A 14114-nucleotide genomic window follows, 5' to 3' on the forward strand; every position below is an offset into this window, starting at 1 on the left:
TTCGGAAATTTGTATTTAACAATACTTTCCAAATGATCCAGTGGCAATCTGTGTTCGCCTGCATTCGCCTCCACGACGTGAAATTCCGGGTACAAAGCCGGTTCAAGCTCGTCTTCAAAAACAAGAATGCAGCCTGTGAGAGCCACTATAAAAACCACAAGGCCGGAGAGGATCCCCAGCCATAAATGCAGTTGTGAAGCAATTTTCTTGAAAGCTTTTTTCACAGTCGAATCAGATAAAAGATCACATTAGAAAGTGTATGCAATGGTAGCCAGGAAGTTACGCGGTGATCCCGGGAAAAGGCGCAGGTAATCGTAACCACCTACCCAGTACGTTTTGTTCGTCACATTGTTCAGGTTAACCTGGAACTGAAACTTGTCGATTTTGTAATAAATAGCCGCATTCAAAAGTGTGTAGGCGGGTACGGTCTGCAAATTATTGAGCGACAGGTTGCGCTCACCTACATAGTTACTTCCCAGGCCGAGTCCAAGTCCGTTCAGGCCCGCATTTACAAAAGTATATTTCGTCCAGATACTTCCCTGGTTCTTAGGCGCATTCGGTTTTTGTGAATTCACCAGCGCCTGGTCAGCTGCGCGCGAACCGGCGTCGGTAATCTTCGCATCATTATAACTGTAAGCAACAATCAGGTTCCAGTTTGGCAGAATATTCCCGGTCACGTCAAATTCAAATCCTTTGGCTTTCTCCTCACCGATCTGCGTTTGGAGGTTCGGGTTTTCAGGCGCATTGGCGGAGTACAACGTATTAGTCTGAGTGATTTGATAAAAAGATGCATTCGCAGTCACGCGGCCATCGAGCCACTCCGTTTTCAGTCCTCCCTCGGTCAGACTGCTCCGGATCGGATCAAACGGGCCACCGGAAAGCGGGTCGCTTTGTACCACCGCATCCTGCGGGTTATAACCTTTGGTATAAGTACCGTAGATATTGATGTTTTTGCTCAACGTATACACAGCTCCGATACGGGGCAGGAATGCATGTTGCGTTACATTGGTTTCATTGCTTTTGGTATAATTCTTCTTATCAATGTAAGTGTCGTAACGCAGCCCAAGCAGGATTTGCAGCCTGTTGATCTTCAATTGTTCCTGCAAATACAAACCGTGCAATTGGTACATTACCGGCGTGGTAGCCGCATTGGCCACTACATTATAAGTGTATTTGGTAGGGTCTTCCAGGTTGTTGTTTTGAAGCGTCAGATCGTAATGTGAAATGTTTGGCTTCGGAATGCTCCTGGTAACTCCGTTTTCAGTGTAGTTGTAAAAAAGAAAACGCTCAGGCTGCTTCGCATTATATGCCGCTGCGCCGCCGGCTTTCAGCAAATAACCATTTGCAGTTTGCTGGCCTGATCCTTTCGGCGTGGAAGACTGAATGTAATCGTAACCCGCAACCAGCTTGTGTTCAGCGATGCCGGTATTGAAGTTATGGTTAAAAAACAGGGACACATTGTCCATGAAAGACTTTGTCTTCCGCACAAAAACCTGCCGCGCTACCAGATTTTCAATAGGTAACCCAGCCGAGTCAATCGCATTCACATTGCTGCTGCGGTGTTCGAGCAGATCTTCGGAGTAGCCTGTACGCAGGTAAGCCACATTGAAAGATGTATTTTGGGTAAACTGGTGGTTCAGCGAAGTAGTGATCAGGTAAGTTTCTTCATTCAGATAATCATTCACTGCATTTAATGAAGTTTTGATCGAGCTCGAATACAGGTCGTTTCCCTTCACAGACTGCCCGCGATCAAGTCGGCTGTTTGACCGGCTGTAAACCATATCAAAGTTGATCCGTGTTTTCGAAGTTGGCAGGAATGATACCGATGGTGCCACGATGATATTTTTATCAAATTGGAGGTTACGGAAATTCTGTGCATTGTTATAACCTACATTCAGCCGGTAAAGCAATGTCTTTTTCTCATTCATCGGCCCTGTAAAATCCGCCAGCATTCTCAACGTATTAAAGCTGCCTGTCGTAAATGAAAGTGACTTCTGCGGTGTATCCAGCGGCTTTTTGGTCACGCGATTAATAGTACCACCTGGTGAAGTATTTCCATACAAAGCCGAAGCCGCGCCTTTGATCACCTCCACTCTTTCCAGGTAGTTCACAGGCGGCTGTTTCCAGAAACCTGAAAACGTCCGCAGACCATTTACAAGTTGGGTAGTACTCCCTCCATTCATTCGAAAACCCCTGATCGTGAGGTCGTCATAGAATGTAAACTGGTTTACGCCGCTCATATTCTTCACCGCGTCACCCATTAAAAACGTACCCTGGTCGCGCATTACTTCCTTGGTAATGTAGCTGATCGCCTGTGGTACTTCCTTGATCGGAGTCGCCGTTTTGCTGGCGATGAAGGATAAGTCGTTTTTGTAGGTAGTCTCGCGGCGGCCCAAGATCTCAACAGTTTGCAGATCCTCAGCAGCTTCGGCAGCAGTAAGTTCAAGGCTTACAGTCTCGCCCGATTTCAGGGAAACGGTCTGGTCTATTCGTTTGATCCCAACGCCTGTTCCAATCAATTGATAGCTGCCTTCCGATAGTGCATTAAATTCAAATTCGCCCGTAGAAGAAGTCAAAGTACCTTTTCCAGTGCCTTTCAGGATTATATTGACAGATTCGGCAGGTGTACCGGCTATTGTTTTAACCTGGCCTTTTATAGTACCCGTTTGGGCTTTTGCAGCAAATCCTGCGAGGATTGAGAAGAGGAGTAAAGAATATATTCGCATAGTTGAGGTAAATAAGAATACTTAAGTCGAGCTCAAAAGTATGCTTATTTAGACTAATACGAAATAGGTAACTATTTGGATTTAGCAGAATATGTGCATGATCAGTTGAAATTGTTTAATAAATTCAAATATTTCTGATCAAAAACATATTCAAAAAGGAACTTACTTGATATTTGACTTGATAAACGAAAGTCCGTCGCGCATCAATTGCTCTTCCGAATCAAACATTTTCCGCCAGATATTTGCAACCGGCAGTTTCGGGCTGAATGCTTCAATACTGATCCAGCCATCGTAGTGAATATCTTTGATAGACTGAAAAACGCCTTCCCAATCCACATTTCCCTTACCGGGCGTGGAGCGGTCGTTTTCAGATAATTGTATAAATGAAATCTTGTTACCCGCTTTTCTGATCGTGTCGCCGATGTTCTTTTCCTCAATATTCGCGTGAAAAGTATCGAACATAATTGTGCAGTTCGGGTGATTTACTTCGTTCACAAATCGGATCAGCTCGTCTCCGCAGCTGGTCAGGTACATTTCAAAGCGGTTCAGATATTCAAGTCCAAGCGTAATATCCAGTGACTCGGCATAATCTGCCACTTCACGAATTCCCTCAATGCCCCACTGCCACTCTTCCTGCGTAGCAGGCTGTCCGGTAAAAACGCCCAATGCGGAGTGGTAGGGCCCCATTAACTTAGTTGCACCCAGCACAAGTGAACAATCCAGTACCTTTTTCAGGTGATCAATCGTGTGGCGGCGCATTGCAGGATCGGCGCTGATGAGGTTTTCGGAAGGTCCGCAGATCGTGTCTGTTTCGCAAGCCAGGCCAAGAGAATCCAGCTTTTTGCGGAAGCTGAACCAGTGCTCCGGATTCGTATTGAAAATAGGTACTTCAACGCCGTCAAATCCAATTTCTTTGATCAATTCCAGGGTAGGAAACAGGCTATCATCAATTTGATTCCCCCATAGGAGAAGGTTCATGCTAAATTTCATCAAATTCCATTTTTGCGGTAATGTATATGGCAATCTTACGACAAACCAACTCCGAACGTATTTCCTCTTTTGACAAGTATTGGTCGGTTATTGATAAATCCGGTGGTAAAATAGGAATAATAGTGGGATAGGGACACAAAAAAAGCAACCTTGGGTCAGATCAGGTTGCTTAATTGGTAAATTATAATACTGTTATTGCGCTCTTGCGAAGATCAGCGCATTGTTGTTTTCATAATACAAAACCAGCTTGTTGGGCTTCAAATCATACATATTTACGTTTGGCAGCGCATTCACAAACAGGTTTCCCCAGGATGTTTCCGCACGTTCTGTGCCACCGCCGCCGAGCTGAATCGTATTTTGCTGCGCAGTTTCGTAAAACCCGGTCAGGTAATTCGTAGAGGAAGTGCCTTCCAGCTCACCTTTATCTTTGAAGTTCAGGCTAACTTCAAATGCGCCTTTTTGTAGCGGTGGTTTTTTAATTGTATCGGCTTCCTGCACAATGCTTTCGAGCTGCCACTTGCCAGTCAGCTCCATATTACTATTGATTGTGGTTGTTTTTCCACAACTGGTAATGAAGAGAATTGACAGTACGAATACCATCAATGGGAAGAAGTTTTTCATAGAGGTAACTATTCTTCAAAAATTGTTATTAAGGGACATGTTCACGGTGAAAACAGTTGCAACAACTTAGTCGGGCAACCAATTATTGTAAAAATTATGCCAGTCGCCCGACTAATGCCATCTTGTAATTAACGTAATAAGCCATGCAATCTTTTGCCAGTTAATAATTGAGATTGAATAAAGTAAATCACTGCACTTACTGTATTTTGATAGTAAATTTGTAAATACACTTACATTCATGTAAAAATCAAGGAAGCGAGTTGAAGGCACCTATTCATAAAAACATTGAAAGCCAGGTTCACACGGTCACCGTACAGGAGCTGAAAGCCCCGCATTTTGACCCGAACTGGCATTTTCACCCGCATTACCAGCTTTTCACAGTACTGGAAGGAACAGGCAAGCGATTGATCGGTGATTCTATCCAGACTTTCGGTCCGGGAGATACCGTTTTCCTCGGACCCGACGTGCCGCACCTCTGGCGAAGTGACCCGGCCTACTTTGAAACCGGCTCCGATTTAATCACGCACGGTGTAGTACTATACTTTCAGGAGGATTTCTTGGGGAAGGATTTTTTAGAGAAGCCCGAGATGCTCGGCTTGCGGCAATTATTGATTGAATCCAAAAGGGGCATTGAGTACAAAGGTGCATTGCGCGACCATATTCGGGAAGAGCTTTTAGGCCAAACCAATACAGAAGGTTTCAGAAGCATTTTGAAACTCCTAACCCTGCTCGACAAACTAGCCCACGAACCAGGCGGCGCACCGATTTCCAGTTATGGATATGTCAATACCTACAAGGTGTCCGAAACGGAGCGAATGCAGAAAGTGCACGATTATGTGTTGCAGCACTTTTTCCAGGAGATCCGGCTCGGAGATGTAGCTTCGCTGGCGGGAATGACGGAAGCTGCTTTCTGTCGCTATTTCAAAGCGCGGGCTAACAAAACCTTTATAGATTTTGTAAACGAAATCCGCATTGGTCACGCTTGCAAGCTGCTTTTGGAGGACAAATGGACAATCGCTCAAATTGCATACGACAGCGGTTTCGACTCATTATCCAATTTCAACCGAAACTTCAAAAAATACATCGGCCACACGCCCAGAGAGTATAAGGGGAATTATTGATGTAGACAATCAGCAAAGTCGCAGATGATGGTTGTCGATTTTAACATTAAAAAATACCTCAGCCTGCATTGCTTTAAACACCCTGACAAGTGTCTCGAGTGTAGCACTGTTGGCACTGCTTTCCAGTTTGGATATTTGGGCTTTCTGTACCCCCACCAACTCTCCAAGCTGAGCCTGCGTCAACTTTCTTTCTTTCCGGACTTCTTTGATCATCCGGCCCATCAATTCCATTTTCAATTCATACTCGAATTGATCGCGCTCAGGCGTCCCCATCTCGCCTAAGTATTTGTCCTTGATTTCGTCAAGTGTATAAGCCTTCAATTTATTTGTCATAACCTCTTAATCGTCTAGTTGAGCAAAATATTGTTTTTTGATTGTAAGTGCCCTTTTTATCTCTTTCTCCGGAATCCGATCAACTTTTTTACAAATCCGTGAGTTGCAACTACAAGTGTTTTCTGTTTGTTGGTCTTATCCCAAAAAGCAAGTAATCTGAATTGCTGTCCTTGGTATCTGGTCCGGAATTCCCATATTTCCTGAGTTAGTTTTTTTAAAAGTCGGGGATCATTTGTGCTTTGTGCAAGCGAAATATTAAAGATAATTTTCGCAGCCGCTTCCCGGGAGAGTGATGCCAGAAATTTTTCCGCATCTTCCAGCAGTAGTATTTCAAAACTTTTCAATTGATAGTGTGATAAAAAAGGGTAAAGTTTCTAAATTTAGAAACTTTACCCTTTAAAATGGGAATTTTTAATTCTGGCTTACTCTTAATTATTTACCGGTAGAAACGCACCTTCTTCCTTCCTCCCTTTCCTCCATCCTCCTTTCTCAACCTTTCACATAATTCGTCCCAAACGGCGCGCGTTGCGGCCTTGAAAGCATTGAATTCGCTTCCTTATCTCCGATAAATTGCTCCTTTTTAGGGTCCCACTTCAATTTGCGCGGCAACTTCATCGCAGTATGTGCAATGAGGCAAGCCGAGCAGGAACGATGTGCTATTTCTGCGTGACTGATCGTTTGTTTGCCGCTTTGAATGCTCTCGATCCAGTTCTGGTGTTGCTCCGGGCTTTCGTACAAATGGATTTCATTCGCCTGGATTACCGAGCCAAGTATCTTCGGATCGCTCGCGTAAAATGCCTTGTTTTCCTTTGCTGCCGCAGCCGCGCCGGGATCGGACGCAGTTACACCCACATTCCCGCGAGAAACAAATATCCAGCCTTCGGTACCTTCAAACTTGACCCCGTTCGGATTTGTTCCGCCAATCTCCATTTCGACACCATTTGCATATTTTGCATTCACCAGAAAGTCACCGTGAACATCCCAGAGTCCCGATCCCTGCGCCGGGAAAGTAGCTTTTCCCTCCACTTCAATCGGCCCCGTCAGTTCCGTATCCATTCCCCAATGCGCAATATCAATGTGGTGAGAGCCCCAGCCTGTGATCATACCCGCGCCAAACTGCTCCAAGCGCAGCCAGCCCGGACGATCATTAATGTCCGTTTGCGAATGGACACGGTCGAGGGTGTAAAATACCTCCGGCGTGGAGCCGAGCCACATATTGTAGTTCAGGTTGGCAGGTACCGGCATTTCGGCGGTACTTCCCCCCGGAGGATCGCCGGGCAGACCAACATACACCTTTTTCAACTTGCCAATGCGGCCATTGCGTACCAGCTCGCAAGTCCGCTTGAACTGGGGCCACGGAGAAATTGACCGCTGCTGACTGCCCAATTGGAATATAACCCCTTTTTTCTTGATCATATCCGCCATCATCCGGCCTTCTTTGATCGTGAGCGAAGTAGGTTTTTGCATATAAATGTGTTTCCCTGCAACTGCGGCTTCCATGGCCGGCTGCGCGTGCCAGTGGTCGGGTGTGCTGATAATCACCGCATCTATGTCTTTCCTGGCCAGGATTTCGTGGTAGTCGTCGTACGTTTTTACTTCCAGATAATTCTCCTTACCTGTCCGCTCTGCATATTTTTTCTCGATCCAGACTTTGCCTTTTGCCAGCCGGTTTTTATCCAGATCTGCCACGGCAATTACGTGCGCAGCTTCGTTTTTTATTACTTCCGGTAAATCGTGCGAAGATCCGATCCTTCCAAAGCCAATCTGTCCGATGTTAATCTTATTGCTTGGCGCATTCTTGCCGAATACACTGGAAGGAACAATGGTCGGGAACATGGATGCGGCGATAATCCCCGCGGTCCCTTTTGCAGTTGTTTTCAGGAAAGAGCGCCTGTTTTGATCAATTTCTTTGTGATTGTCTTTCATTGCCTTTCAGGTTGGATGGATTTCTCGTTCGTTTATTTCCTGCGTACTTCATCTTGCGGGCTGGTCGCATAAGCTTTGCTGTAATTCCGTGATTTTTGCGGACCAATTGCCCATTCGATCGCGCCCAGAATGTGTTTTCTCAAATCGTCTTTTTCATAATCCGTTTTTTCATGACCGAGTGAAGTATAAACCGCGCGACCGCCATCGTATTCGTGCCACCAAACTGACGGGAACACGGTACCAAATGTGTCCAGCGCCTTCCCAGCTGGTTTTTGAATGGTACTATGATCATTTACAGCCAGTACATTCAGGTTCACGGCCATTTCCTTGACGAAGTAAAACTCATCCTTTTCCCGGTGCCAGGTTGCGGGTAAATGCGACAGAGCGGGATTCTTGGGATCCAGGATTTTTACTGAAAAGCTTTGACCCGGCTCGTGCCAGAAGAAAGTCCCGCCCAGCATATCCTTAAACCAGCGCCATTTCCGCTCCGTCCCTGAAGCCGAGTGGATACCCAGGAAATTTCCACCCGACTGCATGTAGCGCATCAATGCAACGCGCTGTGCATCCGTGTCGAATACATCATTATTTGTATTGGAAAAAATCAGGACGTCATATTGTTTCAGGTTATCGTCTGTGAATTTGGAAGGATCAGAAGTGGAGTCAACAGCAAATCCATTCTGCTTACCGAGCAATTGGATCGCCGCAACGGAGCTCGCAATATTATCATGCACATACCCTTTTCCGTTTTTGGTATAAACAAGCACTTTGACTTTGTTCCATTTGATTTTTTGGGCGGAAGAATCAAATGTGAATGCAGTCAGGCAGAGCATAAATGTAGTCAGCCAAAGTGCTTTCATGCATATTGTTTGTTTCATTATAAATGGGTTAAATTGAATTTCTGTTTTGGATCTGGCTAAGAGAGTTCGTTAGGTTCATCAGAATTAAGGAGCACTTTGGCACTGGACCTGGTCACAATCTTTTTCCCTGTTTTTGCTTCAATTTCTCTCCTGGTGTTTCCTGCTATCGAGCCTCCCTCATTTGCAATGATCTTGCTTTCGTCAAATGTCGCGGGTTGCTTCTCCTGAGAAATTTCTTTCGTTGTCGCTTCCGCTAACATATTCAGGACAAGTTCGAGGTTGGACATATGATCCCTCAGATTCTCTTTTTTGAGGTTCTTAAATTCTTTGTATTCCCGGACTGTTTTCTCACTCCAAGCTTTGGTGATAATATCAGTCAGAATCGCGAATTCCTTTCCGGCTTTTACGCCCCGGTTCTCCCATTCGTCCGTCAATTCCTTTCTGACTTCAATGCTTTTAAGGCGCTGGTTGATCCATTCTTTAGAATAACCTTTTTGTAAATAAGCCTTCATTGCCCGGTCAATAGTCAGTTCAGGATTTGCATTTTCATCAATCCTTTCACTTCCTACCTGCGCCAGCCACAGTTTAAAAGGTTCAGCTTTGGGCGAGGGTACTGACTGGATCAAACGTAGCATTTGCTCTGTGTCAGCAACATCGGTAAGGTATTTCTTACCGTCACTTGCCTGCATTTTCAGTTGACTACAGACTGTAGTCAACTCGCTTCCTTCCTTTTTGAGACGTGTTTTCAGTACGCTCCAGTATTTCCTAGGATTGGGACTATCAGTGAGTACACCAACAATATCAACAATCGCGAAAAACCATTTTTCCTGTTCAGGATCCCAGTGGCTGCGTATTGTTTGTGAGTTAAAAACATTGATTTTATTTGGCATAGCAGTGTATAGTTTAAGTGAATATCAATTTTGCTAGATACTATCTCTCCTAAAACCCAATCGAATTCCCGCCATCAACCGGCAGCGAAACGCCGGTAATGAACTTCGCTGCTTCGGAAGCCAGGAATACTGCGGCCCAGCCGATATCGTCGGGTTTGCCCCAGGTTCCCATTGGTGTACGGTCCATTGCTTTGTCGCGGCGGGCAGGGTCGCCGCCCATTGCAGTCAGCATCATGGGTGTTTCAATAAAGCCCGGGGCTATTGCATTTACCCTTACATTAAAAGGCGAAAATTCAGTTGTCAAAGCCTTCACCATTCCTCCGACCGCCGATTTGGAAGCTGTGTAAGCCACCACGCGGTCGATCCCGTACAATGCTGCCATCGAGGTGATCATGATAATGGATCCCCTTTTTCGCTTCATCATTCTTTTGCCGCATTCGCGGGTTACTGAAAAAACAGCATGCAGGTTGGTTTGTATAATACGGTCAAAGTCCTCGTCGGTCACTTCCACCGCATGTTTTTTCATATTGATACCTGCATTGTTGATTAATATGTCAATCTCGCCGACACTTGCTTCTATGTTTTCGATAAGGCCGGGAATAGATTTCAGGTCTGTAATGTCATTTACAAAATAGGAGGCATGTTCCGCGCCAAGCTTATCCGCAGCTTCCTGCAAAACAGCCTCGCGACGACCGGTTAAAATGACGCTTGCACCCGCGGCTACCATGCATTGGGCTATGTAAAATCCGATTCCGCTGCCTCCACCGGTAATCAGCGCGCGTTTTCCATGCAGGGAAAATGCTGCCTGGGCAGTTGTTAATGCGAGTTCTTCTGGCATAGGTGAGCCTTTGTAAATATGAATTATTGTTAAAACTGCGGGAGCGACCTTAAAATACTCATTTCAAGCCCCCGCAATTCGGCAAGTGCTTTCAACCGCCCGATTGCGGAATAGCCTGGATAGGTTCTTTTATGAAGATCATCCAGCATTTGAAATCCGTGATCCGGCCGCATAGGGAGGCGGGCATCTGTGTAACCGTTTTCTTGTCTGCGTTTTTCTTCTTGTACCAGAGCTTTCACAACTTCGTACATATCCACGTCGCCTTCCAAATGCGGGGCTTCGTGGAAGTTCAATGGGTTGTCGCTGTCTCGTTTAGTCGTTCTCAAATGCACGAAATGAATGCGATCTCCAAACTTTTCAATCATCTGAGGCAGGTTGTTGTCAGCGCGAACTCCGAGGGAGCCCGTACAGAAGGTAATTCCATTTGCACGTACATCGCAGGATTGCAACAATTGCGAAAGGTCTGATTCGGTACTTACTACACGGGGAAGTCCCAGCAATGATTTTGGAGGATCGTCGGGATGAATGCATAGGTTGATACCCAAATCCTGAGCCAGCGGAGCGATTTGCGCGATAAAGTAGTAAAGATTTTCACGCAGCTCTTTGTCGCCGATATGTGCGTATGCATGGAGCAAACTTTGAAATTCACTCAGCTCAAAAGCCTCTTCGGAACCAGGTAAACCGAGCAAAACCGTATTGGTCAATGCACCAATTTCTTCCTGCGACATGGTGTTTAGCTTAGCCAACGCCGATTTTTGAACCTCAGGCTCGTATTCGTTTTCTGAACCTGGTCTTTGTAAAATATATAGGTCAAAAAGGGCGAAATCTTCCCAGACGAAGCGCAGTGTTTTCTGGCCTTCGGGAAGTGTGAAGCTGAGTTGGGTACGTGACCAGTCCAGCACCGGCATAAAGTTGTAGCAAACAGTTTTGATCCCGCAAGCAGCCAGGTTACGCAACGAATCCTTGTAATTGCTGATGTATTTGTCGCGGGAAGGCAGCCCTTTTTTGATATCCTCGTGAACCGGCAGACTCTCCACAACCAGCCAATGCAGTTTAGTGAACTGCTCATTGCTGGCTTCAATCAACTTTTTTCGCTCTTCAATCGCCTCTACGGACCAAACCTCACCAACCGGAATCTGATGCAGCGCACTCACGATCCCGCTACACCCCGCCTGCCTGATATCCATCAAAGACACCGGATCATTGGGCCCAAACCAGCGCATTGTTTGAATCATAATTCAATCTTCAAAGTAAAAAGTGATTGGTTATATCAAAACCAACAGCGCAATAAACGCATGTTTCTATCTGACGCAGAGAGTAGAACTATTCCCTTACAAAATTGAAAAAGCCGATGAATGCATTTCACCGGCTTTTTCAATTTAGACAATGGGAGGTCTCTAAAATATATTTGTTAACAGGAAAATCTGTTGTGTCTTGCTCCCGGTACTTGCATCCTCCATCAGCCTGTTGTAGGCAAGTACTTGCCCGTCGTGTGACCAGACCAGATTAACAGGCACTTGTTTGGACGGAGCTGTCAGCACTCTTGTTCTTTGATGAAAAGAGGCATCGCCAATCCCGCATAGCACAATGCTTGTATCCCAAACATAAGCAATATACTCACCCTCAGGATGCCACCGCGCATTCCCTTTCACATCCGAATCGTGGTAAGTAGCCTGCGAAGTCTTTCCGCCCAGGGGTGAAATGGTAAAGATCTGGGTGATTCCGTTTTCATCTTTGGCTAGGAAAGCAAGTCGGGAACCGTCGGGCGAGGACCTGACAATACCGCTGCAACCCGGGAAAGCTGAATTGGCTGTAAATGTGATCCGTCGCTGAACCGTACCTGCCGGCGGCATTGGAAAGTCGCTGTCAGTACCTTCAAGCGAACCCAGTATTCCGGGCTTGGTAATTTCTTCGGGAATGTCAACTACGAATACTTCGGGAACCTCATTGCCTTCATTGTCAATTACAGTACCCAGAAATGCTCTGGCCATTTGCCGGGTACCGTCAGATTTGTAATACCCATTTCTCCCAATCCAACTGTCGTTTGCCGCGTGACTGATCTCGTCGCTGCCGGGAACAGGGTCAGGAACCACTTTCACTACCAGCACACTAAACCATTCACCCGAAAGATTCTCAGCATTTTTTTTAACCGATACCCGACTGATATTCTTTGATACACCGATTGTGCGCAAGTTCCGCTTTGTACCAGAAGTATCTTCCAGGGCTTTCAGAATCGCATCGTTATAGGTAAACCCGATCCATTTCCCATCACCGCTCCATTCGTGCCGGTGCGTTCCGCCGCGCAGTGCGCCAGGGATAAACGGTGGATCGATATTGCGGGCATCCATAAAAATAGCCTTACCCGGCTCATCGCCACGGACTATCACGCCTGTTCGCCTCCATTGCTGGTAAGGTTTATCGGCTGTGCAGCTGGGAAGTCCGTGAATGAACACCACCGCGTCTTCGACAGGACTATAACTCACTGCTCCCGCGCCCGGGCCCCACTTTGCATTGTCGGGTATCTGATAAATGATCCTTATTTCGCCCGTGTCAATGCATACTTTCTCAATCCGAGCAGATTCCGGAATGCCGCCGGTGTCCGTTCTGGTATCATAAGCCAGCCACTTTCCATCAGGTGAAAAATTGTCGTTGTTGTCGAGATCGTGGTGGTAGCCCAGATCAAACGTAAGCTGTTTTTCCACTGAATATTTAACCATTATTCAATATTACTTCTGTGGTGCACTGATTACCCCGAGGTACCTTCCCATCCAGTAAGGAAGCAGCCAGATATCGCCCGCGCTGTGCTCAGAAGCGCCATTTCCATGATTTCTATCCAAACCAAACATATTTCCATTGTGTCGCTGGATAGGTCGCTCGTCGGGAGGCAGTACTTCTTTGGTAGTCTGCTTGCGGAAGTTTGGTTCAATGAACTCAATGTCTTTCCGGTGGCTGTTTTTAATTACCCAGTCAATGAGGTCCAGCGGGTGTTCCTGCAAATACCACACTGCTTCATTCAGATCAAACTCCTTCGTGCCGGTCAGTGCCGTAAATATATTCCAGGCTCCTTCCTTTTCAGGCCGCTCTGCTTCCCAGTGGTCAAGGACAGACTCTTTGTATTTGGCCTTCAAAGTATCATTGAATGCATATCGATACAATCCCCAATAACCTATAAAGTACATTTCATCATCCGAATGGTTCCATCCGTCGGACATATGTTTGGCGTGCTCATCTGCATCAGCAGGCGCTTTTCCGATCTCTTTCATCGAGCGCATCATATTGTCGAGATAACCATGTTTGGTCATCAACTCGAATGCTTTCGCCTTATATTTTTCCTTTTTGGTAAAATGATAGGCGGTCTGCAGCATGGAAATAATGTTGGACGAATTCAGCTTCCGGTCGCCTACATTGGTCGGGAAAGAATTGACATATGCGGGATTCCATTTGCCCCACATCGTTGGTTTTCCATCAAAATCGATGAGGTACATATCATTTTTGACAATGTGCGACATGACCGTATCTATCAGCATAATTGCCTTGTTTTTCAATGCAGGATCGTCAACAAGCTCGGCCATTGCGCTAAATGCAAAAACGTGCCCGATCACCTCATCGCTGCTCGTAGTCGATTTCCAGTCCCATTCTTTTTCGGGAGAATGCTGCCACCTTTCAGGGTCGTGCAGCTCCTTGATGTGCCCGGAACGCTCAAAAGACCGTGCGGGAAATCCTGGTACCGGATTTACCGTATACAACCTTTCCATTGCTTCCAGCGACTCGCGGCAATTCTGCAAAGCTTCGGGATCTTTCGTGACCGCATA

General features: G+C 46.1%; 13 protein-coding genes and 1 pseudogene. 1 reads left to right on the top strand and 13 read right to left on the bottom strand.

The window, feature by feature from the left end:
- The 4 genes from ACTIE6_RS00905 to ACTIE6_RS00920 form a co-directional block, all read right to left on the bottom strand.
- The coding region (locus ACTIE6_RS00905; protein ID WP_439554838.1) for a PepSY domain-containing protein at window positions 1-224 on the bottom strand (224 nt) is incomplete at its 3' end.
- Window positions 225-248: 24 nt separating this feature from the next.
- Entirely contained in the window at window positions 249-2726 is a 2478-nt protein-coding gene (locus ACTIE6_RS00910; protein WP_439554839.1) for a TonB-dependent siderophore receptor, read from the bottom strand.
- Between the two features lie 162 nt (window positions 2727-2888).
- Window positions 2889-3716, bottom strand: a complete 828-nt coding sequence (locus tag ACTIE6_RS00915) for a sugar phosphate isomerase/epimerase family protein (RefSeq protein WP_439554840.1) — start codon at window positions 3714-3716, stop codon at window positions 2889-2891.
- A gap of 192 nt (window positions 3717-3908) precedes the next feature.
- Window positions 3909-4337: an META domain-containing protein gene (locus ACTIE6_RS00920; protein ID WP_439554841.1), complete on the bottom strand. Its 429-nt coding sequence runs from the start codon at window positions 4335-4337 to the stop codon at window positions 3909-3911.
- Window positions 4338-4597: 260 nt separating this feature from the next.
- Here ACTIE6_RS00920 and ACTIE6_RS00925 point away from each other — a divergent pair, with 260 nt between their 5' ends.
- Entirely contained in the window at window positions 4598-5458 is an 861-nt protein-coding gene (locus ACTIE6_RS00925) for an AraC family transcriptional regulator (protein WP_439554842.1), read from the top strand.
- A gap of 9 nt (window positions 5459-5467) precedes the next feature.
- Here ACTIE6_RS00925 and ACTIE6_RS00930 read toward each other — a convergent pair whose 3' ends face one another.
- The 9 genes and pseudogenes from ACTIE6_RS00930 to ACTIE6_RS00970 form a co-directional block, all read right to left on the bottom strand.
- Window positions 5468-5791: a helix-turn-helix domain-containing protein gene (locus tag ACTIE6_RS00930; RefSeq protein ID WP_439554843.1), complete on the bottom strand. Its 324-nt coding sequence runs from the start codon at window positions 5789-5791 to the stop codon at window positions 5468-5470.
- 56 nt (window positions 5792-5847) lie between these two features.
- Window positions 5848-6135, bottom strand: a complete 288-nt coding sequence (locus tag ACTIE6_RS00935) for a type II toxin-antitoxin system RelE/ParE family toxin (protein ID WP_439554844.1) — start codon at window positions 6133-6135, stop codon at window positions 5848-5850.
- A 145-nt stretch (window positions 6136-6280) separates the two neighbouring features.
- On the bottom strand, window positions 6281-7717 hold the full coding sequence (locus ACTIE6_RS00940; RefSeq protein ID WP_439554845.1) for a Gfo/Idh/MocA family protein: 1437 nt from the start codon (window positions 7715-7717) through the stop codon (window positions 6281-6283).
- Between the two features lie 32 nt (window positions 7718-7749).
- Entirely contained in the window at window positions 7750-8592 is an 843-nt protein-coding gene (locus ACTIE6_RS00945; RefSeq protein WP_439554846.1) for a ThuA domain-containing protein, read from the bottom strand.
- A 38-nt stretch (window positions 8593-8630) separates the two neighbouring features.
- Window positions 8631-9464, bottom strand: coding sequence for a BRO-N domain-containing protein (locus tag ACTIE6_RS00950; RefSeq protein WP_439554847.1), 834 nt, complete (start codon window positions 9462-9464; stop codon window positions 8631-8633).
- Window positions 9465-9513: 49 nt separating this feature from the next.
- Entirely contained in the window at window positions 9514-10302 is a 789-nt protein-coding gene (locus ACTIE6_RS00955) for an SDR family NAD(P)-dependent oxidoreductase (RefSeq protein ID WP_439554848.1), read from the bottom strand.
- A gap of 29 nt (window positions 10303-10331) precedes the next feature.
- Window positions 10332-11537: a mannonate dehydratase gene (uxuA, locus tag ACTIE6_RS00960; protein WP_439554849.1), complete on the bottom strand. Its 1206-nt coding sequence runs from the start codon at window positions 11535-11537 to the stop codon at window positions 10332-10334.
- Window positions 11538-11699: 162 nt separating this feature from the next.
- A complete protein-coding gene (locus ACTIE6_RS00965) occupies window positions 11700-13019 on the bottom strand; it encodes a DUF3748 domain-containing protein (RefSeq protein ID WP_439554850.1) in 1320 nt (439 codons plus the stop codon).
- A 9-nt stretch (window positions 13020-13028) separates the two neighbouring features.
- Window positions 13029-14114, bottom strand: a pseudogene (locus ACTIE6_RS00970) (hypothetical protein); the annotation flags it as partial.

Origin of the sequence: Dyadobacter sp. (assembly GCF_051859145.1) — a bacterium.
GTDB lineage: Bacteria > Bacteroidota > Bacteroidia > Cytophagales > Spirosomataceae > Dyadobacter.